The organism is Flavobacterium hungaricum (genome assembly GCF_015182285.1).
Classification (GTDB): Bacteria; Bacteroidota; Bacteroidia; order Flavobacteriales; family Flavobacteriaceae; genus Flavobacterium; species Flavobacterium hungaricum.
Window position 1 is genome coordinate 172,904 of the sequence record NZ_PRDM01000005.1, and the last position, 23,479, is coordinate 196,382.

Below are 23,479 nucleotides of genomic sequence, written 5' to 3' on the forward strand. Positions count from 1 at the left end.
TTTGGGTATGTCTGATGAATTGATTCAACATAAAAACTGGCTTAAAAGAAATTGGAAATGGCTGTTTCCTATTTCAGGTCTGTCGATTTTAATTTTATTAATATCAATTGTACCAAATTCTGGAGAAGTAATCATCAGCACAACAAAAGCCTATACGGAAACTGCTTTATATGAAGATATAGTAAAAAAAATAAATTCAGATAAAGAAGTTGTCGCCTTTTTTGGAACAGTTCAGCCACTTGACAAATTAGCTCTTTTAGAAGGAAATGCAGTTTATTCAAACAATTATAATACTATTATTGTATCTGTACGAATTAACGGAAGTCAAAGAAAAGGGAAACTTAATTTTGAAGCTGTTAAGAATAAAGAGGTCTGGAAATATACAAAAATCACTATTTTAGATAAGATTACTAAAAGAAAAATTATTGTTTTAAATTCTCAACAAAGAAGTTTTTAAAAAGAAATTTCAAAATTATCTCTATCACTCAAAAAATCTAGTTTTTTTCGAGTTTCATACAGACTGTTTTTATCTAACTCTACGATAAAAACACCATTTTTTTCTTGCGGTTCTAAGATATAATTCCCTAAGAAATCAACAACCTGCGAATGTCCGATATGTTCGTAATTATTGGCATCTAAACCCGTTCTGTTTACGCCGATTGTATAACTCAAATTTTCTATTGCTCGAGCTTTAAGCAATGCATCCCAAGCATTGGTGCGGACTTTTGGCCAATTGGCCACATACAGAAGCAAATCATAGTTTTCTACATTTCGGGCAAAAACCGGAAAACGCAGATCGTAACACACTTGAAGACAAATTTTCCAGCCCTTATAATCTACAATTACTTTTTTATCTCCAGCCATGTAAAATTGGTCTTCGCCAGCCAAAGTAAACAAATGGCGCTTGTTGTAAAATTGAATTTCTCCAGAAGGAAAAACAAACAGCATTCTATTATAATATTGTCCATTTTCAACAATAATTAAACTTCCTGTCAGGGCGGCATTTTTTTGCTTTGCTTTTAATTGCATCCATTGTACGGCGGTTCCGTCCATCGTTTCTGCAACTGCCGGAGCATTCATGGTAAAACCTGTAGAAAACATTTCGGGAAGTACAATTAAAGCTGCATCGGTATTAATCGCATCAATTTTTGAATCAAAATTTTCAAGATTTTTTACGGTGTCTTCCCAAAAAAGATCCGATTGTATCAAAGCAATTTTCATAACATAAAAATTTTAATTTTCTAAAGCACAGATTAATCTAATCTGTCTCAAATGTACTCTATCTAAAATTAAATAAGCACTAAATGCGGATCTGAACTTCTATAAGGTTGCAGCATTGCGTCGTCTGGATTCAATTCTGTAATAATATAATGGACTTCGGATAAGTTGGCAATTTTCATTTTTAATACGGTATTGAGCTTTTCAGAAATAGTTAAAACCGCTGTTTTTTTTGCGGCCTGAATCATCGCTTTTTTTACCTGCACCGTTTCCCAGTCAGAATCTGAATAACCTCCTTGCACGTCAAGCGCATTGGTTCCAAAAACCAAAAGATCTGCTTTGATGTTGGCCAATTGATGAAATACTTCTCCACTCACACACATTTGACTGTACGAAGAAATACTGCCGCCAATCATGATTGTCTTAATATTGGGTTTGTCTAAAAGCTGTACCGCAGAAAGAGCCGTAATGGTAAAAATAGTCAGATTCAAATCATTTGGAATCAATCTGATAAACTCCCTAATGGTAGTACCGCCGTCCACAATTAAAACCATACCATCATGCAGTAAATCGACTGCTTTCTGAGCAATTACCTGCTTAGATTCTATAGCATACGTTTGGTTAGAAGACGAGTAATGATAGCCTTTGGCCATAGCTCCGCCTTTCACTTTAATCAATAACGATTCCGATTCAAGTTCATTTATATCGCGTCTTACCGTATCTTCAGAAACACCCAGTTTTGCAGAAAGCGTTTCAAAACTTACTCTGGTATGCAGGTTGATTTCTTTTAAAATATGATTTTTACGTTCTTCTTTTGTAAGATTTACTAATTCATTTTCATTCATTTCGAATCGTATTTAGAAGAACAAAAGTAAAAAATAATGCAATAATATTGCGAAACAATTTCTAAAACAAAGGATTAACTTTGGAAAAACCTTAATTTTAGAGTGTTAAAAAAAATTACTCCCTGCATTTTTTTTGCAAAGGACTTTTTCTTGTACGTTAAAAATAATAGTACCAGTATGAACAAAATCTTATTTTTCGTTTTCGTATTTATTTACACTGCTGTAAATGCACAATTTACCAGCACGAACAATTCTATTATCCCGCAGCCGAATTTTTATCAAGCCAAAGGAGACAGCACTGTAATAAACGGAAAAATTAAAATCATTTTTAAGAATAATACCTACAGTTCTAAAGAAATAATGTCTGCCAAAATTTTTGAGTCGGCTGTAAATTCGATTACTGCTTCAAAAAAATCAAATCTCAAAATTGAGTTCGATACAAACGAAAAATTCCCATCAAAAGAAGGGTATAAAATTGAAATTTCACCCGAGAAAATTTTAGTTTCAGGGCAAGAAGAAGGATTGTTTTATGCTGTGCAGACTTTATTACAACTTTTACCAGACCATCCATCCAAAAATGAAATCAAATTACCCTGCCTAATCGTGCGAGACCAGCCCAGATATAGCTATCGCGGTTTACACCTGGATGTCTCCCGTCATTTTTTCCCTGTTGCTGTTATAAAAGATTTTATCACACAAATGTCTCGCTATAAATTAAACAATTTTCATTGGCACTTAACAGACGATCAGGGCTGGCGAATTGAAATTAAAAAATATCCAAAACTTACCGAAATCGGATCTAAAAGAGCACAGACTTTAGTGGGGAACAAATTTGAACGAATACCTTTTTTTTTCGACGGAAATCCCTACGGAGGATTTTATACTCAGGAAGAAATTAAAGAAGTTGTACAATTTGCCGAAGAACATTATGTAAATATTATTCCCGAAATCGAAATGCCGGGACATGCTTCTGCTGCCATTACGGCTTATCCGAATTTGGCTTGTTTTCCAGATCGAAATTATAAAGTGGTTACATCCTGGGGTGTTTTTGAAGATGTTTTCTGCGCTGGAAAAGACGAAACGTTTACTTTTCTGGAAGAGGTTTTAAAAGAAGTAATGCTTTTGTTTCCGAGTAATTATATTCATGTTGGAGGCGATGAATGTCCGAAAACAAGATGGAAAGTCTGCCCGAACTGCCAAAAAAGAATCAAAGATTTAGCTTTGAAAGACGAACACGAATTACAGAGTTATTTCATTAAAAGAATTGAAAAATTTCTCAATGCAAACGGAAGACAGATTTTTGGCTGGGACGAAATTCTCGAAGGCGGATTGGCTCCAAACGCCGCAGTAATGTCTTGGCGAGGCGAATCTGGAGGAATAAATGCTGCAAAACAAAAACATCCTGTCGTGATGACACCAGAAGGAACAGTTTATTTGGACTATAATCAAGGTTATTCTCCTAACGAACCGCTGACTGTCGGAAGATTGAGTACTTTAGAAAAAGTATACCATTACAACCCCACTCCTGTTGATAGTTTGAACATTGAAGAACAAAAATATATTTTGGGCGTTCAGGCCAATCTTTGGTCAGAATATTTGACAAGCGAGGCAAAACTGAATTATATGCTGTATCCGCGAATGTTTGCTTTGGCAGAAATTGCCTGGACAGAATCTCAAAACAAAAATTATGAGCATTTTATTCAAAATCAACTGCCGTATCATTTAGCAAAATTAGAACAGCAAAAAAGATTGTATAAAGCTCCCATCCCTTTTGGAGCTGCTGAAACGGCTTTAATTGCTTCAAACTATCTTTTAAATTTAAAACCCACCATTAAAAACGGAAAAATATTCTATACAATTGACGGCTATAATCCAGATGAAACCGCAAATCTGTATCAAAGTCCGGTACAAATCACTATTCCGAAAGGAGAATTCAGGACTATTAAAACAATTCAAATCAGCGAAAGCGGCAAAAGAAGTTCCATTAGTAAAATAATCGTTCGAAATCCTGAATTAAAACCAGCTTTAAACATAAAGCCCAAGAAAAACGGTTTGAGATATGAGTATTTTACAGGAAAATTATTCGAACAGACTCAGGATTTAGAATTAGCAAAACCAGTCAATTCTGGAATTCTGGAAGGGAAAATCAGCGCTGAAAAATGGAAAACGAAATTAGAGCGCTATATTGGTTTAAAACTTACTGGATATGTATATGTTCCAGAAACAGGAAATTATACTTTCTCTACCCTTTCAGACGACGGATCGAAGCTTTTTATTGATGATGAACTAATTGTGGACAACGATAAAATACATTGGGCAAATGAAGCTTATGGCGCTGTAAAATTGGAAAAAGGTTTTCATAAAATCAAGATCTCTTATTTTGATCTAACAGGCGGTACTATTTTAAACGCTTTTATACAATCAGCAGGAAAAGAAAAAATAGAAATAAAAGCATCCGATTTATTCTATGATTAAGTAAAAGGAACTTAACAGCAAAGAACGAAAAGGTCTTTATTTTTAAAGATTTACAAAATACAAAGTTCTCAAAGCTTTATTTATAGCGCTTTGAGAACTTTGTATTTATATCTTAGCTTGCTTTGTAATTAAAATACTAAACAAGATCTGATTTCAATTATCTTCGGCCTCTGAAACCGCCTCCACCGCCTCTAAATCCGCCGCTGCCAAATTGACCGCCGCCACTTCTGAAATTACTGTTATTTCTAAAGTTTTGAAAATCATGATTTCTTGTTTCGCCCTGTATTCTGGAATTTTCAAAATGATCCAGATCTCTGGTCACATTTTGACTGCCTCCTTCGCCCAATGGTTTTTCTGGTCTGCCAAGTGTTTGATCAGCTTTTGGAAAGTTATCGGTTCGACCGCCGAGACGATTGTTTTCTCCCAGCGATTTGTTGGCTAATCCAGCATCTCTATCTGGTTTCGGTAAATTAGTGCCATCAGGCTTATTAATTTTATGTTGAGATGAACCTAAAGTTCCTGCTTGAGTCCATCCGCCATTGCCATTATTATAGTGGCTCCAATTACCATTTTGATCTCTTTTGTAAATATGACCGTCGTGTCCGGCATACATATTATTATTGGTATGAATAGTAGTACCGCCGCCTCTTCTATGCGTAATTACCCCTTTATTGCCGCCAGAAGTTTCATAACCAATTGCTGTGCCCCGTCTGGTAGTCACATGTCCAGATTGTACCCAATCGCGTCCATTCGTTGCTGCCGAATGCCCCCATTGTGCATAGGCATTATGACCTTGAACAGTTCTTCCATAATTTCCTGTCCACGGATTATAAGAACTCGCAGCTGTTCTGCCGCCGTACCAACCCTGCACACTGGCAGAACGACCGTATCTTCCTGTCGCCGGATTGTACCAAGCAGAAGTTCCTGCAGATCCATAAGGACCGTAGACTCTTCGTCCTGCCGCCCATCCGCCCGTCCACGGATTGTACACTGCGCCTGCACCGTATGTACACGGCCAAGGTCGGTAAATCGGATAAGGATACAAGCCTCCATAATAAAAATAAGGCGGGTAATAAAATCCTGTACCATAAGTTAAAATCGCCCCAACTGTTGCCCCTATAATAAAGGCTCCAAAATAGCCTGCGGTTGTATTGCTTTCTACTGTTGTATCGGTCACATTGGTCTGCGTCACATACGTCACATTATAAACTGGTGAACTTGGCGGAATGGTATAAATTTCTTTCGGAACAGAATTGGTAACTTTCCAAGGTCCATTGGGACTTGTAGACATAAACCAAACAGCTTGAAAACATAAATAATACAAATCACCAACTTTTATGACTTTATCTGGCGTGTTAGCTGCATACTGCATTTTGGTTCCCTCGATGGGTTTAAACTGAGGAGTTCCGTCATAGGTTACTTTGGCTTTTGCTTCAGCGTCGGCTTTGTTTATAATTGCAGTTGTCGGCACTTGTGCCAGCATTACAGCATCTTTTGCTTCTTGTGTTCCAGGTACAGAAGCCAAAACACTTGCACGCGGGGAATCTTTTGGAATTTTGGCAAAATCGGCTGGTAAATTATTCCCAGCATAACTCCAAGGCCCTTCTAAGCTTTTAGAACCAAACCATCTCCCAGACAAGAGTACATAATATTGTCCCTGCGCTTCATTTGCAAAAACATCATTTTCTGTATTGTCAATATACAACAACTGGGTTCCTGGTATCTTAACAAATTTTGGAGGACCTTCTACTAAAATTAATTCTGCAGGCACTTTACTAAAGAAAACCTCTGGCGCATTCCCTGAAGATGGCGGCGGAATCATCTTTTTAACCTCATCAAAATTTTGTCCAGACGGAAGATTTTTTAAGCCCTCGGGAACTTTAGTTGTTTTGATCCATTTACCTTCGACTTTTTTAGAAGTAAGCCAAATATTTTCGGCAAGGAGGTAATAATCGTTTGTTGCTTTATCAAAAAATAAGTCCCAATTCGTATTTACGACATATTGTATATCTGATTTTTCTACTGGAACTAAAACGGGTTCTCCTTGTATAATAAGTAAAATCGCCGGATTGGAACTATAAAAAATTGGCGGCGCGCTGTTTTGAGCCGCAATGCCTTTTGCCGGACTTGTTGTTGTGTCTAAGTCTGCCAAAATACGATCTACAGAAACTGGGTCTCCTCCTTTGGGAAGTGTTTCTTTGAAAAGTTTTTCCATTTCAGGTACTTTTTTCTGATCAAGAGCTGGAAACCGAACATCTGTTACTTGAATATTTTTTAGAAAGACGCTTCGGGAATCTTTATCAACCAAAGTTGCCGCTTGCAGAGAAGCAACACCTAGAACTTGTTTTCCGTCTTTTGGTGTTAAAGAAAAAGCTATTCTTGCTTTAATTTCTTTCTGATCGTCCCAGCTGTCAACCTGTGGCTGATAATAAACCAGCTTTGTTCCATTATTTGCTGCTTCTCTCGGCCAGCCATCATCACCAATATCAGTCGAATCGTTTTTTTGATCGGTTACTGCTGCTATTTGTTTATCGGTTTCTTTGTCTTTTTTACAGGATAAAAAAATAAAAAGACCACATAAGCTCATTAGTAGAAAAATCTTTTTCATAAGTATTAGCATTAGATTACTGTATAAATTGAAAACTTATTTACTTTTTGAAATGATATTAACTCAAAAATATCAAGTTGAAAATCTGTAAGTTAAAATTATACTTTGACGTATAAAAAATCAAAAAATGAGAATATTACTTGGTTTCAAATTATAAAATGCTACAAGAAAAATTGAACAGTATCTTTTCTGGCTTACAAATTTTAACTGCAAGGATCGCAAAGTTTTTTTATTTCCCACCCTCTTTACAAATCAAAAATTCGCAAAGCATCGACAGATCTAGCTTTGCGAATTGTGTACATTTTATAAATCTTATATAAAAAAACCTTTTGCTGCTAATCCGAAAATATACTGTGATAAAAGATTTAATCGTTTTTAGTAGTAAACAAAAAAACGCATTCAAATTAATGAATGCGTTTTTTGATATAATGATTGGATGTATTATCCTTTCAAACTTGCCGCCAAATATTCACGGTTCATACGTGCGATATTTTCAAGAGAAATTCCTTTTGGACATTCGATTTCACAAGCTCCTGTGTTAGTACAGTTACCGAAACCTTCTAAATCCATTTGGTGAACCATGTTTAATACACGGTCTGTTGCTTCAACTTTACCTTGTGGTAATAATGCATATTGAGAAACTTTTGCAGAAACGAATAACATTGCTGAAGAGTTTTTACAAGTTGCAACACAAGCCCCGCAGCCAATACAAGCTGCAGCGTCAAATGATTTATCTGCATCGTCTTTAGGAACCGGAATTGTATTTGCATCAATTGTATTTCCTGAAGTATTTACAGAGATAAATCCTCCTGCATGCTGAATTCTGTCAAAAGAACTTCTGTCAACCACTAAATCTTTAATTACAGGGAAAGCTTTTGCTCTAAACGGCTCGATAAAAATTGTATCACCATCTTTAAACATACGCATGTGTAACTGACAAGTTGTAACACCTCTGTCTGGTCCGTGTGCTTCACCGTTGATAAATAAAGAACACATTCCGCAGATTCCTTCACGACAATCGTGGTCAAAAGCCACTGGCTCATCTCCTTTGTTGATCAATTGTTCGTTAAGAACATCAAGCATTTCAAGGAAAGACATATCTGGTTCAATTCCATCTATAGGATATTCTACAATCCCTCCTTTATCTTGTGCGTTTTTCTGACGCCATATTTTTAATGTAAGTTTCATAATTTTGTTATGGGTTATAAGTTAAGAGTTAAACGTCATAGGGTTACTACTCCATTTTAGTCCTAGCTAAATAATTTATATATCCATTTAATATTGCTTTGGTTCTTTCGAACCTTTCTCTAAATTTTTGCAACAAATCTTCTTCAATATAATTCTCATCTAAAGCAGTAATAACCTGATTTAAAGATTCACTTAATGAACCACGGGCAATTCTGCAGAATTGAATATTTTCTTGATAATGATATCTTCCAAACCCTTCGGCAATATTATCACTAACAGACCTAGAAGATCGTTTAAGCTGGCTAGTTAGGGCATATTTTTCGTCAATTGGAAATTTCAAAATAATATTTTGAGAAACAAAGATTCTTAATTCACGTGCAGCTTTCCAGCACTCTAAATCTTCGAAAGACTTTAAACTCATAACCCTTAACTCTTAACTTTTTTATTTATAACTACGTTGTACCAATTTAATATTTTCGTAATTCAGAGGTTCTTTGTGTAATACGGCATCACTTGGTTTTCCTTTATATTCCCAAGCTGCAACGTATGCAAAGTTATCGTCATCACGAAGTGCTTCTCCTTCTTCTGTCTGGTATTCCTCACGGAAATGACCTCCACAAGATTCGTTACGGTGTAAAGCATCTTTTGCGAACAATTCTCCTAATTCTAAGAAATCGGCAACACGAGTTGCTTTTTCTAATTCTTGATTAAATTCGTTAGCACTTCCTGGTACTTTTACATCTCTATAAAACTCTTCACGTAAAGCGGCAATTTCTTCGATAGCTTCAGTTAAACCTTTAGCATTACGAGCCATACCTACTTTATCCCACATGATTTTCCCTAATTTTTTATGGAAATAATCTACAGAATGTTTACCGTTGTTATTGATAAATTTCTCGATTTGATCTTTTACCGCTTTTTCAGCTTCAACGAATTCTGGTAAGTCTGTAGAAATTTCTCCCATTTTAATATCTGGAGCAAGATAATCTCCGATAGTATAAGGCAATACGAAATATCCATCAGCCAATCCCTGCATTAAAGCAGAAGCTCCAAGTCTGTTTGCTCCGTGGTCAGAGAAGTTAGATTCTCCAATTGAGAAACATCCCGGAATTGTAGTCATTAAGTTATAATCAACCCAAGTTCCACCCATAGTATAGTGAACCGCAGGATAAATCATCATTGGTGTTACATAAGGATCTTCGTCTACAATTTTCAAGTACATTTGGAATAAGTTTCCGTATTTACTCTTAACGATTGCAGTTCCTAATTTAGTAACCAAAGCTGCATCATTAGCATCTAAACCTTTTACGTAAGCTTCTTCAGTTCCGTAACGTTTGATTGCTGCTGCGAAATCTAAGTAAACTGCTTCTCCAGTTTTGTTAACTCCAAAACCAGCATCACATCTTTCTTTAGCCGCACGAGACGCAACGTCACGAGGTACTAAGTTACCAAAAGCAGGGTATCTTCTTTCTAAGAAATAATCTCTCTCAGCTTCAGATAAATCAGTTGCTTTTTTTCTTCCTTCGCGAATTGCCTGAGCATCTTCTAATTTTGCAGGAACCCAAATACGACCGTCATTACGCAACGATTCAGACATCAAAGTCAGTTTTGACTGGTGATCTCCAGAAACCGGAATACATGTTGGGTGAATTTGTGTGTAGCAAGGATTTGCGAAAAACGCTCCTTTTTTATGAATTTTCCAAGCTGCTGTTGCGTTTGATCCCATAGCATTTGTTGAAAGGAAAAATACGTTTCCGTATCCTCCAGAACCAATTACTACCGCGTGAGCAGAATGTCTTTCTATTTCTCCAGTGATTAAGTTACGAGCGATAATACCTCTCGCTTTTCCGTTCACGATTACAATATCAAGCATTTCGTGACGGTTGTACATTTTAATTTTTCCACGGCCAATCTGACGGTTCATTGCAGAATAAGCTCCTAACAATAATTGCTGTCCTGTTTGTCCTTGTGCATAAAATGTACGAGAAACCAAAGTTCCTCCAAACGAACGGTTGTCCAAAAGTCCTCCGTATTCACGAGCCAATGGCACCCCTTGAGCCACACACTGGTCGATGATGTTAGCAGAAACCTCAGCCAAACGGTGAACGTTTGCTTCACGTGCACGGTAATCTCCTCCTTTTACAGTATCATAAAACAATCTGTAAACAGAGTCACCGTCTCCTTTATAATTTTTTGCTGCGTTGATTCCCCCTTGTGCTGCAATAGAGTGCGCACGACGTGGTGAATCTTGGAAGCAAAATGCTTTTACGTTATATCCTAACTCTGCCAGAGTAGCCGCAGCCGAACCTCCAGCTAAACCTGTACCAACTACGATAATATCAAGATTACGTTTGTTAGCAGGGTTTACTAAATTAATATGATCTTTATAATTTGTCCATTTGTCCGCTATAGGACCATTCGGAATTTTTGAATCTAATGCCATTATAATTGATATTAATTATTGAAATGATGAAATAATGCGATAATTACGAAAGCAGCTGGAACTACAACTGCAAAACCGTAACCTACTTTTGCTAAAAATCTAGAGTATTTGTTGTGCATTCCCATAGATTGTAAAGAAGATGCAAACCCGTGCCATAAGTGAAATCCTAATAGGATAAAAGAAATACAGTATAAACCTGTACGGATTGGGTCCTGAAATTTGTGAACTAACTCACCATAATATCTTGTAGCATCCGGCGCAGTTCCAGCTATGTATTTGTAGCTTACCTCTGGAAACCAGAAATCATAAAAGTGCAATCCTAAGAAAGCCAAAATAACCAATCCAGAAATAATCATATTTCTAGAACTCCAAGAAGCATTTGCCGCTCCGTTGTATTTTGCATACGCAATTGGTCTTGCTGCGCTGTTTTGAGCTGTTAGTACAAATCCCATAACGAAATGGAAAATTACCCCGAACGCCAAAACTGGCTGCATTACATATTGAATCAGCGGATTGTATCCCATAAAGTGAGAAGCTTCGTTGAAAACGTCTTCACTCAAAATAGAAATAAAATTTAAGGAAACATGCAGCGCTAAAAACGTGATTAAGAATATTCCCGAAAGAGCCATAGCTACTTTCTTTAAGATGGAAGCATTCAACTGTGCAGATTGTGCCATAAGTGTTTAAGTAGTTTGTTTTAAAAAATTAGACAAAAATAACTCAATTACAAAAGAACTACAACCATTTCGCTGTTATTTATAATGATTTTAAAATAGGTTACGTATACGTATTTTTACGTATAAAATTATTTTTCATATTGATTATTTTAGTATAAAAACCCGCAACAAACTATTATATAGCGCTTTTGAAGAAAAAAAGACGCTAAAGAGTTTCCCGAAAATTTATCATATTGTTATTTTATTCAAAGTTTTGATCTGTTTTCTTCAAAAGTGATTCTGCCCCGTTATTTTATCAAAGTAAAAAATTGTCAGTCCATCACATAGTTTTACCTTTAGCGGCTCAAAAAAATAAGAATGAAAACAGGAATTGACGCTATCTCTTTTGATGTAGCCAACATACATTTACCCATAAAAACTTTGGCCGCAGCCAGAAATATTGAACCAGAAAAATTAGAAAAAGGTCTTGGATTATTAAAAATGACTTTCCCAGACGTTCATCAGGACGCAGTTGTTTTTGGAGCAAATGCTTTGACCAAACTTATACAGGACAACAATTTAAACCTTAACGAAATCAGCAGAATTTATGTTGGAACAGAAAGCGGCATTGACAGCTCTAAACCAATTGCTTCTTATTTAATCAGTTTAATGGAGCAGAAATTTGGCGAAGATTCTCTTGCCGAATGTGATGTTGTCGATTTTACTTTTGCCTGTATTGGCGGTGTAGACGCTTTGCAAAACTGTCTTGATTTTGTAAAATTGAATCCAGCTAAAAAAGCAATTGTGGTTACAAGCGACTTTGCAAAATACGATTTAAACTCTGGCGGAGAATATACTCAAGGTGCTGGAGCCGCAGCGATGTTAGTAACTGCAAACCCAAGAATTATTGCTTTTGATGACAATTGGGCAACGAGTACAAAAGGGGTTTTTGACTTCTTTAAACCTTACAGAACTATTTCTAAAGAAGAAATCACTCAAAATACCAACAACGATTCTTGGTTTGACAATCTGGAAGCCGAAATCGAAATTCATAAAGACCAGCCGGTTTTTGACGGTCAATATTCTAATCAATGTTATATGGATCGTACGCGTAATGCTTACTTTTCATTTAAAAAATTAAAAAATACGACCGAAACTTTATACAATACATGGCACAGTATCGTAATGCACTTGCCGTATTCTTTTCAGGGGCGAAGAATGTTGTCTGAAATTTATGCTTTAGACAGTGCAGAAAAAATTATCGCAGATGATATTGCACCCGCAGATTATCAGACTAAAATTAAAGAAGTAGCAAAATCTGATGATTATAAAAGTTTTGTAACTGAGAAATTACAACCTGCAGAATTGGCTTCCTCTTTAATCGGAAATCTTTACACAGGTTCTATTTTCATGGGATTGCTATCGACTTTGGCTCATTTTTACGATACTAATAAAGAAGTAGCAGGAGAAAAATTCGGTTTCCTGGCTTACGGCAGTGGATCAAAATCGAAAGTTTTTGAAGGAACAATTCAGCCAGAATGGAAATCAGCATTGGCAAATGTGAAGCTTTTTGAAAATTTAGCGGAAAGCGTAGAAATCGACTTTAATACTTACGAAAGTCTTCATAAAAAAGAACAAAAAACAAGCGTTAGAACTCCAAAACAAGAATGGGTTTTAGACCGAATCGAAAAAGAAATCCCTGTTTTGATTGGGGCGAGATATTATAAATGGGTGGAATAAATTTAAATTCCATTTTTTTATCCCGAGGCTTCGGGACCAAATTCCAATAAATAAAAAGCCGAAGCAAATTGCTTCGGCTTTTTTATTCTCATACCCGTACAGTTTGTTATTTCGAGTGAAAGGAGAAATCACAAGATTGCGCAAAAACCTTTGTCAAAGTTTAAAACTTTGACAAAGGCTATATAACAAGAAAATAATTACAACATTCTCTAATTGCCAAATTATCTAATTTTAAAAAACTCAATCTTTCTTATGCTGTTCGGTATAGTTTTGATTTCCTTTTATTCTGGTATCTTCTGTGTGCATTCCGTTTGCGATTCCGAGCATGAAAGCAGTTATTATTAAAAGTAATCTTCTTTTGACCCAATGAAGCGGTCGCTTAGATTGCTCTAAACGTTTTTTATTTTGTTTATACATTTTGTAAATGATAAATGATTAGACATTATTGTATCATCTTACGCTTTGAGAAAGCATAATTGCTCAGAAAAGAAATTTCTTAAGCGGTGTATAAACTTTTACGAAAGTTTCTGGAATGGATTATTTCATTCACAAAAACAGCTTGTTTTACAAATGAATTTATTTTTTGGTGAAGTGATTCACAAAATAGTAAAAGAACTTTGATTTGAAGACTTAAAACTTCTTTTACGCTTTTATAAATTATAAATATCGAAAATGAAGATTTTCCGAATGATTTTGAAAAGCTAAATCTGTATAGTCGTAAAGTTGCAAAATCTAATTCGCGATTTACAATTACATTCGAAGATTGATAAAACTCCGCTGATTTAGATTGAAAATTTAAAGTACCATCACCAGCAATCACGGCAAAAGCCAGAAAGAGCGTGATTAGGTATTTTAGATGGTTTTTCAATGTTAAATAAATCTTTGGAAATAATTATTAAACGAAAATACAAATTAAAATAAAACTTACAATTTTACTTTTTCGGATTTACTTTAAAAAGCAATAAACCCAATCCGAAAGTAAAAACAATACAACTCAACAGCATCCAAACTCCATCTTTCAAAATAAAAAAGGAAATACCAATTGCCGGCGCAGCAATAATTACCATCAAAGCACTTATTGTACTTGTTCTAATAAAATTGAATGCATGCATTGCTAAACCAATGAAGAGTAAAGACGGACCAATTATTATAAAAGGATATAAAATAAAAGAAGAATTGCTGATATTCTGACTTAATTGTTCTCTTGCAAAATCATCATTTCCGAAACTAAACATTATAAAATCGATTGTACAAAGTCCTGCATGGGCTATTACACCTAAAAAAGTAACGAATGAAGCAATAGAATTTAGTTTGTTTTTTGGAAACACATCATTAAAAGACAACAACAAACAAGCGCCGATTAAATTGAACCAATGTGCTAAATCTATCGAAGTTTGAAAGTCGGGTAAAACTTTAGAAAAGAACAAATAACTCAGAAGAAAAAAGAATAATCCGAGGAGGCTAAGGTGTTTTGTTTTCATAAATTGATTTTTAAGTTGAAAACAAAACTAGATTAAGAAAGTTTCTAAAACACTGATTTTACTGACTTAGGTACAAAGTGCATTGTTTTAGGTACGAAATTATAAGACCAATATATTTTCTTTATAATTTTTAGAAACTGGAAGTTCCATTTGCGTCAAAAGAATTGTATTGGAATCTTTCCAAGATTTAAAATGAAACGGATTTATTAAATGTGAACGGTGTATTTGAACTAAAAAATCAAAATCCTGCTGTACTTTTTTGAGCGAAGAACGAATTATTTTCGATTTAAGAATATTATTTTCTGCATAAAAAATCTCTACATAGTTTTGGGCATTCGAAATACAAATCAAATCGACTTGTTTGATCTTTAAAACATCGTGTTTGTTTTCTCCTCTAAAAATCAATAAATCATCTTTTATGGGAATGAGTTTAAGCAAATATCTTCTAGTAAGAATGATTACAGGCGTTAAAACCAAAGTGACTTTAATAAAAACCATAGAAAAGAACTCCGCAAAGCTATAACCTCCATTTAAAATTGGACTTTTATAAAACGAATAAATCCCGAATAGATAGATTAAAAAAAAGAAAAGAATACTTGCTGTTTCTAAACCCAGATTCCATTTTGAGATTTTTTCGTACACCGTTTTCTGAATAAAAGAAAGAACGGCATAACACACAAAAGCAATCGAACTAAAACCAATACTTATTAAAAGCCAAGATCGAAAATTGATCGTTCCATCATCAAAAGGTTTGATGATAAAGGCAAAAATGAAAAGCCAAACACCAATTAGAATTCCAACTATTAAATTTTGTTTTATGGATATATTGAGCTGTTTCACTTGGTTCTAGTTAGATTTAAAGTTTCATTTCCATAATGGGCATGAAACGATTTTTTATTGAAGTTTCGAACTCTCCAATTTTCACAAATCCCATTTTGGAGTAAAAGTTTTCTGCATTTGGTTCTGAATTGAGTATTACTTTTTCTGTTTTTTCTTCTTTCATTCGGTTTAAGAAATCTACAAGTAAATACTTTCCAAATCCGCGCCCAATATATTCAGGCAAGATAAATAAATTGTCCAATTCTACAATCTTTTCATTTTCGAAAATATACGAATAGTAACCTACAATTAAATCATTATCAATTAATTTGAACACGTTATGTTGTTCAATATAATCTTGAGAAATGGTTAAATTTTTATCCCATTTGTACATTTGCTCCGCAGAATATCCCCAATAGGCTTTTGACTTTTTGGTTATTACTGTGAGGATTTCGTTGTCGGTTAGTTTGGCTTTTTCTATTATCATTATTTTAAAATTAAAAAAGATAAAGCCTTGTCGAAGTTTAAAACTTTGACAAAGCTATCAGTATAGATATGACTTGACTCCAGCTTTAGCTGGAGGCTAAGAAATCTTCAATACAAATGGCTTTAGCCGAAAAACGCATTTTTTGGCTAAAGCCGAGCATCTCCTTCAATAATTACCCCCAGTTAAAACTGGGGGCTATTGAAACATATCTTTACATATCAATCGTAAACTTATTATGACTCAAGGTAAAACCTAGATTTTCATAAATTGCCACATTCTCTACTCGTTTTTTATTTGTGGTTACTTCGATACTTTTTAAGTTATTCTGATCTGCAAAATGCTTGATTTCATTGATCAATAAACGTCCAACACCTTTTCCGCGATGATTTTTGTCAATAAAAAACTCCTGAATCTCGCCGACAACTCCGCAGTGATGTAAAAGATTTTGAATATGGAACGTGATAAACCCCAAACTTTGGCCTTCGTTTTCGGCAATCAAATACAGGTTATTGGGGTTTGAAATATTTTCATTGAAAATTGCTTCAAAAGTTTCCAGATCAAAAACTTCATTCTCGAGTTCGCATATTGATTTATAAACAAAATCTAAATCTAGTTTTTCTATTTTTCTGATTGTAACAATTGATTGCATAATCTACAAATTACCATATACGACAATATAAGCCGCATAACTTAATTTATCGTTTAACCATTCTGTAAGCTCTTTTAGAAAACGAGTTTCGTTTGCATCTTTACTTTTTATCTCATTTATTTTCTGCAGAATAATTAAAGCTTTTTTCTTGTCGAAAAAATTATTTCCGACTTTGTCAAATTTATCTTCACTACTATTATTCCAAGGATTTTGTAACGGAAAAACCGATTGAAAAACTTCTAAAACAAGATCAAAATCTTCTGCAGTAATAAAAGCATCGTTTCTTTTAGCGGTTTTATAAAATTCTCCATTTTCATTTTCGGGCCATAAAATAAACCCGATTTTTGAATCCTGAAACTTCCCTGTACCTATTACAACCAGCTTTTGATTGATTCTTTCGACAGCTTTTGTTACATCGCAATTACAAATTTGATATTCTTTTTGCGCTGTTTCTTCATCACATTCTGTGACTTTGCAAATTTCGATGATATTTTCGGTATGAAAACTTTGTTCGGAAAGCGCCACATCTCCGTTGTTCATTTTAAGAAGCTCAATTGCTTTGTTTAAAGGAATTGAAATTTTGCTTCTTAATATTTTTATGCTTTCGGGATTCATATCAAAAATTTAACAACGTCTTATATGCTTCAAATAAGCCATTCAATAGTAATGCATTTTGAACATTTATCTTTTACATCATCTCCTGCCCAATCAATTAAAATTGCAGCGCCATCATTTTTAATTTGATCTTTTACAAAATCAAATGTTTTTAGTGCTCCGACAGGACCTTCTCCACTCAAATCAAAAACTATATCACTTGTTTTGGTAAAAACTGAATATAAAGAAAGTAACTTTTTTTGACTATAATCAAGATTTTTCACTTTATCCTTTTTAGAAAAACCATTTTCTTCAAAAATTCCTGGTTCTGATTCATCATATAAAGCTGCGTTTCTTTTTAAATATTTACCGACTGTTACCGGATTAAAAACACGCTCCAATCTTGATTCTTTAAAATTTTCTGCAAAAGTTAAAGGCTTGAATACATTTACATTTTCATGCCGCGTTTTTCCTGTAAAAATATCCGTCAGCATTTCTTTCATTTCATAAAAATGAGCCCCTCCAAATAAATGAATAAGAACGAGTTCTCCTTTTCTGAGTTCGAATGGAGGAATAAAATACTCATCGGTTCTTATCCCTTTACTTTCTATTAGCCGTTTTTCCATTTTTGTCTTTTTTATTATTCTTCAGACGGCTTTTTGCACAGGATTGCAATTGCGATAAAAACAGAACTTAGGTATATTGAAATCGGAAATCCAATGCCTAATTCATACTTAATAATATCATCATAAAATGGCAGTAATTTTAAAGTTACAGCTGTTAAAATCGGCAGTGTAAACAGCACCCAAAATGCTATAAAATTATCGGCAAAAGAAAACAATCGCCTAAGAATAAAATAAAGTAATACTGTTGTTGAAAATAATGGGACTAAAAACCAAGCCCAACTAGCTTTTATAATAATCGAAATAACAGATCCAAGTGTTAGCGTTAAAAGAAAAACAGCAAACCAACCGACAACCAAATGAAAAAATGTTGCCAAATATTGTCCTGATTTTTGTTGTGCAAAGAATTTCACTAAAATAAAACACAAAATAATTGTATAGCCAAAACTAGTCATTAATCCACGATCGTTCTCTCTATCATATTTTGAAGCAATAAACATCCATATCCAAACAAGAAAAAGCGAAACCAATAAAAAAACAGCGTTTTGTTTAATTGTAAAATATTTAATATCTGTGCTTAGTTTCATTTTCTATTTTTTCTGATTTTTTTGTTTCATCCAAATCTATAAACCATTCAATTCTTATATATTTTGTGCTGTACTTTTTCAAAAAATCACTTCTATCAATTAATACAGCCGATCCTTTATTTGCTATTTCATCTTTTACAATTTTGGCAGCATGTTCCATCCCATCCCAATCTTGTGCTGTCAAATCAAAAATAATGTTATTTGTCTTTGATAATACAGAATACAGTGAAAGCAATTTTCGGGAATTTCCTCCAAGTTTATTTATTGGCGTGTTTTTATTTATCCACGCACTTTCGTAAATCTTATCAGCAAATTTACTCTCTGGATGCACATTTTTAGACATATATTCTCCTACTGTTACAGGAAAAAATCGATACCTGAATTTTGATTCTCTATAATGTTTTACAAAAGTATGCTGCTGATTTATCGTAACATTTTCATGTTTTTCTTTTCCTGTCAAAATAGCGATTAATTTATCTTCGACATAACAAGAAGCAATATGATTGTCCAGATGAATTAAAACAAAATCACCTTCGTTTACTTCAAAAGGCGGTATAAAATATTGATCCGTTTTTATTCCTTTACTCTCAATTAGTAGTTTTTGGGGTTGATCAGATAAGTATTCACTCAAACCTAATCGTTCAAACTTCGATTTGTATTTGTGCACTATTCGTTCCCATTTTTCTTTGTTTTGAACACCATAAACCGAAAAAGCATACTCCACAACTTCTTTACTGAAATGATTCCCCAAAACAACATCCAAATGCTCTATTCCCGAATCGATTACTTGTTGTAGAACATTCCATTTATCAATACCGTTTTCTGTACACGCTTTGTCGAGCCACAATCCTTTTCCGATCTTTACATATTCCTGCAAAAGATTTTGCGTGATTAATTCTGACGGAACATCTTTAATATCGGGTTCGTGTTTTCCGTTTTTAAAAACACTAATAATCAGTTCTTCAAAATAAAATTCGGCCGGAATAAATCGCAGCATCGTACCGCTTTCGGCTGCTTGAAAACAAAGTTCCAGCGTAATGAATTTGTCTGGAATTACCTGAATTGCAAAACCGTCTTTTTTGACCAATCTCTCGCAAAGTTCTGGCGTAATAAATTCGGGGTTTACATACGGCAAAGCGTAAAATGTCGCCTTTAATGTAGCATCGCATAATTCTTTTGTTTTATACTCAGGCGGTACTAATTTTAAATCTCTGTAATTGAGAAATACTAAATGTTCCCACTGCGCAAACGTTTTGGGTACAGGATTGCTTTGTTTTAAAATGAATTCGCCGCGTTCTAAGAATCGTTTTAATTCTTCAAAAGTTTCTATTAACGGGTACAGCAGGTGTTTTTGCAATTGATTTGAAATAATGTTTTCACCTGAATATTCGTCGTAGGTACACTCATTTTCAGGATCCGTATCACCTGTTTTATCGTTGTAATAAAACAAATCATTTTTGCGGTCTCCAAAAGTGGTATAATGATCGTCAACAATAAAAACAGGCGCTTCAATTGTTCCCGAGCATTTAAAATTTCCGTGATTGTAAGAGCTCATGACTACTTCTTTTGCTTTTACGTTTCCTTCTATTTCTAAATACGAACCTCCTAAAAGCAAACTTTGGCAGGAAACATTTCCTTTTATAAAAACATACGGCCCGTAATCGCCCTCTGCATTTACAATTGAGCCGCTTGCAAAGACATTTCCATTAACCAAAATGCCTTCAATTCGCAATTCGTCAGGGTTCTTAATCGGCAGATTAAAATTCCGGATGTACATTTTTTTGATCTTTTCCTCATAAATATCCAAACTAAAAAGTCCGTCAACATATACATCTTCATCGGATGCCAAAAAAAAGTCTTCATCGTCCCATTCGTCAAAATAATCAAAACCTTCACGATCCAATAAAAAAGGATATTTGACTTTAATTTCTTTAATAGCAACTAATTTAAAAGCGAAAAAGTTCATTTATTTTTTATTATCTGGGGTTGTAATTTTTTCTATCATCAAGATTACGGAAATTCTAGATTTGAATCTATTCCATTACGTAAATTAATTTTGGCGCTCCTGCGTCATGTTCACCAACTGCAATGTAAAATGGCTTTTTCAAATTAAATTTTTCGAACAAATTCTCTTTCTCTGCTCTTTCAAACAATGTATTAATTTCTATTAAAGCCGTAGCTTCATAAAGATTATAAAGATCATTTATATCCAGAAAATCATCAAATTCTTTTTCTCTCCCTTGTATGTTTTCGGTTAAATGATACAACGTTGGCGAGATAAAAGACGGCATCGACGCAATGTTATCCAGATATTCTAATTTATCATCCAACATTTCAAAATCAGGCAGTTCGTTATCCGAATAATCCAAATCAATAGCGTACGCTTCTAAATCGCCGCCGTACAAACCGCCGTGTTCAAAATACAGCATATTGAAACTTTTCTCAATATCATTATTATATTTTTCTGAAAGCCAATATTTTTCAATATTCAATTTTAATTCTTCAAACATCAAATCGTTATGCTCGCTTCTGTTTTGGTTTTTCCATAAACTATAAAATTCCAGAAAGGTTTTGTTTTCTGATTCTTTTAAATTTTCCAGTACAATTTCATTCATTTCTTTCTCCGTTTCTTGAAGAGTTTTCAAAATCGAATTGTTTATTTTTTCCATTAGTATCTTTCTATTTTTATTTGAAAACGTATCGGTATGCTTTTTCATCATGGGCACGTTCCCAGAAATCTTCTCCCAATACTACTCCAATTTGGTTCCAAATTATCTCAGAAGTATCGTCTTGGTTTTCTTCTGCCGTTAAAGGCTCACCGTCGTCCGTCATTCGATCGCCCTCAACTTCCATGATCTCTCGTTTTTCTTCTCCGTTTTCTGTATATCCGATATAAAAAGCCATAGAAGTTTCTGAAAGCGCAAAAGTAAAAACATTGGCATTTTCGAGATAATGCATTCGCGTGCATAAATCCATACTCACAAATAACAAAGTTGCAGTGTCTGAAAAAGAAACGTCACAAATACCTTCGTCTTTCCAGTTTGCCGAAGCGGTTTCAAAATCTATATCTTCGGTTTTCTCCAAAGTCCAGCCTAATTCTTCTTGAAGTTCTTCAAAATTATCTTTGTAACTCTTGTTTATCGCAATTCCAGAAAAATTAAATCCCATTTTACTTTTGTTTTAAAATTAGTACATTAAAAATTAAACATAAGCAATAAAAACTAGAAATGAGACTATTTTTTGTTACTCGTTTGATTTAATAGAACTCTAAATTGAAAAACCTAAACAGTCGAAAAGTTGTATTTTTACAAAATCAGATTTTTTAGAAATTGTATCTCACAACTAAAACCTTGTTTTGAACCAAAATTAAAAAACCTAAAAGAATTTTAAATATCTTTGAATCATGAGCACAGCACCAAAACCCAGACATATCGGTAGAAATATCAGCCGAATAAGAGAATTGAGAGATATGAAACAAGAAGCTCTTGCTATTGCAATTGGCACGACGCAGCAGTCTATCTCAATTATTGAAGGAAGCGAAAGCGTTGACGATGAAAAATTAAGCAGAATTGCAGAAGCTTTAGGTGTCCCAGCTGACGTAATCAGGAACTTTTCTGAAGAAGCTGTTTTTAATATTATAGGGAATAGTTATGACAATGGATCTTCATCAATAAATCATAATAATTGTACATTTAATCCACTTGATAAACTTTTGGAAGCTTTTGAAGAAAATAAAAAACTTTATCAGCAATTGATTCAGGCTGAAAAAGAAAAAGTAGCGCTTTTGGAGAAGATGTTGGATAAGATTTAAAGATATATTTATTTTATAGAAAAAACCGAAGTTTTAGATGCTTCGGTTTTTTTTATGTGTTCTTGTTTATCGTTTCGGAAATACTTTGTGTCCTAACGTTGCGGGCACGGATTGCAAATCCGCGCTATCGGATGGACGGATGACAAGATTGCGGAAATACGCTATCGGATGGACGGATGACAAGATTGCGGAAATACTCTGTGTCTTAACATTGCGGGCACGGATTGCAAATCCGCGCTATCGGATTGCGGAAATACTTTGTGTCTTACATTGCGGGCACGGATTGCAAATCCGCGCTATCGGATTGCGGAAATACTCTGTGTCTTAACATTGCGGGCACGGATTGCAAATCCGCGCTATCGGACGGATTGTGGAAAAACTTTGTGTCTTAGCGTCTTTGTGGCAAATAACAAACAAATAAGAAAACTTTAATAAATCTGATTATCTGATTCTAAATATTTTGCAACCAAGCTATCCATTTTTTTTGAAGCATCAGCAAATCTTGTGGTGATGAGTTCATAGAAACTGAACCAAAATTTTCTCCAGTTATTACTGTCAATAATCTGTTTGCTCTTCCAGCAATTGTAAAGAAATCATCATTCACAATAAAACCATGCCCGTAACTTTGTAAATCTCCGCTTTCTATCCTTTCAAGTATTATTAAGTCTGCACTGTTAACAAGACCAACTTCTTTTTTATTTACAATTCTATTTATTAACTGAGGAATTATTTTATCGTAATTAAAAGCTATCCAATATTCAGCTTCCATTAAATAACCATATTCTTTATTGTTATCTATTTTATCTAAAATAAATTCAACTGTATAATTTTTGATACCTTCTACATTGTTTTGATAGATACTGTAAACTTCATTTTTCTTGTTATCAATACTAGCTTGAAATTTTTCAGAAATTTTCGGCTCTTTTGGAAACCCTAAGTTTATTTTATTTGTTTGTGAAAACAATAAGTTTGTAAAAATTAAAAACAGAAATAGCTTTTTCATTTTAAATTTCAGGTTTAAAACATTCCAAAGCAATATACAAAATGCTTTAACTACAATGCCTTATTTTTTTAATTACTTAAACGAGTTGTGTGAAGGAAGATACAGACGAAAGACCTACCTGAAGGGGCTTATTAATTCCAATTTTCGCCACTGTTCATTTCTAGGAACGAGAAATCTTTGCAAGAAACTCATCAACAAGGATTGGTTATTTTGGTTGAGGAGTTATTTTCGGAGATCTCTCCTTCGTTGAGA

At 34.2% G+C, this 23,479-nt stretch carries 24 protein-coding genes; 4 read left to right on the top strand and 20 right to left on the bottom strand.

Going from position 1 to position 23,479, the window contains the following annotated elements; translation table 11 throughout:
* Positions 1-7 precede the first annotated feature (7 nt).
* Positions 8-457, top strand: coding sequence for a cytochrome c oxidase assembly factor Coa1 family protein (locus C4F50_RS20230; protein ID WP_194140461.1), 450 nt, complete (start codon positions 8-10; stop codon positions 455-457).
* Here the strand turns inward: C4F50_RS20230 and C4F50_RS20235 are convergent.
* Entirely contained in the window at positions 454-1,221 is a 768-nt protein-coding gene (locus C4F50_RS20235) for an amidohydrolase (protein WP_194140462.1), read from the bottom strand. The genes C4F50_RS20230 and C4F50_RS20235 overlap by 4 nt on opposite strands.
* A gap of 68 nt (positions 1,222-1,289) precedes the next feature.
* On the bottom strand, positions 1,290-2,063 hold the full coding sequence (locus tag C4F50_RS20240; RefSeq protein WP_194140463.1) for a DeoR/GlpR family DNA-binding transcription regulator: 774 nt from the start codon (positions 2,061-2,063) through the stop codon (positions 1,290-1,292).
* A gap of 177 nt (positions 2,064-2,240) precedes the next feature.
* On the opposite strand from C4F50_RS20240, the gene C4F50_RS20245 reads away from it, so the two are divergent.
* Positions 2,241-4,538 (top strand): family 20 glycosylhydrolase, encoded by a 2,298-nt coding sequence (locus C4F50_RS20245; protein ID WP_194140464.1) that lies wholly within the window; start codon positions 2,241-2,243, stop codon positions 4,536-4,538.
* A gap of 157 nt (positions 4,539-4,695) precedes the next feature.
* Here C4F50_RS20245 and C4F50_RS20250 read toward each other — a convergent pair whose 3' ends face one another.
* The 5 genes from C4F50_RS20250 to C4F50_RS20270 all read right to left on the bottom strand — a co-directional run bounded on the left by C4F50_RS20250 (position 4,696) and on the right by C4F50_RS20270 (position 11,454).
* Positions 4,696-7,146 (bottom strand): hypothetical protein, encoded by a 2,451-nt coding sequence (locus C4F50_RS20250; RefSeq protein ID WP_228012095.1) that lies wholly within the window; start codon positions 7,144-7,146, stop codon positions 4,696-4,698.
* Between the two features lie 441 nt (positions 7,147-7,587).
* Entirely contained in the window at positions 7,588-8,334 is a 747-nt protein-coding gene (locus C4F50_RS20255) for a succinate dehydrogenase/fumarate reductase iron-sulfur subunit (protein WP_194140466.1), read from the bottom strand.
* 46 nt (positions 8,335-8,380) lie between these two features.
* Complete coding sequence (locus C4F50_RS20260) at positions 8,381-8,755, bottom strand: four helix bundle protein (protein ID WP_194140467.1); 375 nt, start codon at positions 8,753-8,755, stop codon at positions 8,381-8,383.
* 21 nt (positions 8,756-8,776) lie between these two features.
* Entirely contained in the window at positions 8,777-10,777 is a 2,001-nt protein-coding gene (locus C4F50_RS20265; protein WP_194140468.1) for a fumarate reductase/succinate dehydrogenase flavoprotein subunit, read from the bottom strand.
* Positions 10,778-10,788: 11 nt separating this feature from the next.
* Positions 10,789-11,454, bottom strand: a complete 666-nt coding sequence (locus C4F50_RS20270) for a succinate dehydrogenase cytochrome b subunit (protein WP_194140469.1) — start codon at positions 11,452-11,454, stop codon at positions 10,789-10,791.
* Positions 11,455-11,811: 357 nt separating this feature from the next.
* Here C4F50_RS20270 and C4F50_RS20275 point away from each other — a divergent pair, with 357 nt between their 5' ends.
* The gene (locus C4F50_RS20275) at positions 11,812-13,173 is read left to right on the top strand and encodes a hydroxymethylglutaryl-CoA synthase family protein (protein WP_194140470.1); all 1,362 of its coding nucleotides are present in this window, start codon (positions 11,812-11,814) and stop codon (positions 13,171-13,173) included.
* 240 nt (positions 13,174-13,413) lie between these two features.
* On the opposite strand, the gene C4F50_RS20280 is transcribed toward C4F50_RS20275, so the two are convergent.
* The 12 genes from C4F50_RS20280 to C4F50_RS20335 form a co-directional block, all read right to left on the bottom strand.
* Positions 13,414-13,590 carry a hypothetical protein gene (locus tag C4F50_RS20280; protein ID WP_194140471.1) on the bottom strand — a complete coding sequence of 59 codons (177 nt, stop codon included), beginning with the start codon at positions 13,588-13,590 and terminating at the stop codon, positions 13,414-13,416.
* 79 nt (positions 13,591-13,669) lie between these two features.
* A complete protein-coding gene (locus tag C4F50_RS20285; protein ID WP_194140472.1) occupies positions 13,670-14,041 on the bottom strand; it encodes a hypothetical protein in 372 nt (123 codons plus the stop codon).
* A gap of 64 nt (positions 14,042-14,105) precedes the next feature.
* On the bottom strand, positions 14,106-14,654 hold the full coding sequence (locus tag C4F50_RS20290; protein WP_194140473.1) for a hypothetical protein: 549 nt from the start codon (positions 14,652-14,654) through the stop codon (positions 14,106-14,108).
* A gap of 99 nt (positions 14,655-14,753) precedes the next feature.
* Positions 14,754-15,494, bottom strand: a complete 741-nt coding sequence (locus C4F50_RS25855; protein WP_194140474.1) for a LytTR family transcriptional regulator DNA-binding domain-containing protein — start codon at positions 15,492-15,494, stop codon at positions 14,754-14,756.
* Positions 15,495-15,510: 16 nt separating this feature from the next.
* Positions 15,511-15,960, bottom strand: a complete 450-nt coding sequence (locus C4F50_RS20300; RefSeq protein WP_194140475.1) for a GNAT family N-acetyltransferase — start codon at positions 15,958-15,960, stop codon at positions 15,511-15,513.
* A 211-nt stretch (positions 15,961-16,171) separates the two neighbouring features.
* Positions 16,172-16,609, bottom strand: a complete 438-nt coding sequence (locus C4F50_RS20305; protein WP_194140476.1) for a GNAT family N-acetyltransferase — start codon at positions 16,607-16,609, stop codon at positions 16,172-16,174.
* 3 nt (positions 16,610-16,612) lie between these two features.
* Complete coding sequence (locus C4F50_RS20310) at positions 16,613-17,224, bottom strand: hypothetical protein (protein ID WP_194140477.1); 612 nt, start codon at positions 17,222-17,224, stop codon at positions 16,613-16,615.
* A gap of 29 nt (positions 17,225-17,253) precedes the next feature.
* Complete coding sequence (locus C4F50_RS20315) at positions 17,254-17,829, bottom strand: hypothetical protein (protein ID WP_194140478.1); 576 nt, start codon at positions 17,827-17,829, stop codon at positions 17,254-17,256.
* A 14-nt stretch (positions 17,830-17,843) separates the two neighbouring features.
* The gene (locus tag C4F50_RS20320; protein ID WP_194140479.1) at positions 17,844-18,413 is read right to left on the bottom strand and encodes a hypothetical protein; all 570 of its coding nucleotides are present in this window, start codon (positions 18,411-18,413) and stop codon (positions 17,844-17,846) included.
* Positions 18,391-20,379, bottom strand: coding sequence for a bactofilin family protein (locus tag C4F50_RS20325; protein ID WP_228012096.1), 1,989 nt, complete (start codon positions 20,377-20,379; stop codon positions 18,391-18,393). Before C4F50_RS20325 ends, C4F50_RS20320 begins: the two co-directional genes overlap by 23 nt.
* Before the next feature lie 67 nt (positions 20,380-20,446).
* Complete coding sequence (locus C4F50_RS20330; RefSeq protein ID WP_194140480.1) at positions 20,447-21,082, bottom strand: hypothetical protein; 636 nt, start codon at positions 21,080-21,082, stop codon at positions 20,447-20,449.
* A gap of 16 nt (positions 21,083-21,098) precedes the next feature.
* Positions 21,099-21,581 carry a hypothetical protein gene (locus C4F50_RS20335; RefSeq protein ID WP_194140481.1) on the bottom strand — a complete coding sequence of 161 codons (483 nt, stop codon included), beginning with the start codon at positions 21,579-21,581 and terminating at the stop codon, positions 21,099-21,101.
* Between the two features lie 235 nt (positions 21,582-21,816).
* On the opposite strand from C4F50_RS20335, the gene C4F50_RS20340 reads away from it, so the two are divergent.
* Entirely contained in the window at positions 21,817-22,224 is a 408-nt protein-coding gene (locus C4F50_RS20340) for a helix-turn-helix domain-containing protein (protein WP_194140482.1), read from the top strand.
* Positions 22,225-22,675: 451 nt separating this feature from the next.
* Here the strand turns inward: C4F50_RS20340 and C4F50_RS20345 are convergent, their stop codons facing one another.
* Positions 22,676-23,227: a hypothetical protein gene (locus C4F50_RS20345; RefSeq protein ID WP_194140483.1), complete on the bottom strand. Its 552-nt coding sequence runs from the start codon at positions 23,225-23,227 to the stop codon at positions 22,676-22,678.
* Between the last annotated feature and the right edge of the window lie 252 nt (positions 23,228-23,479).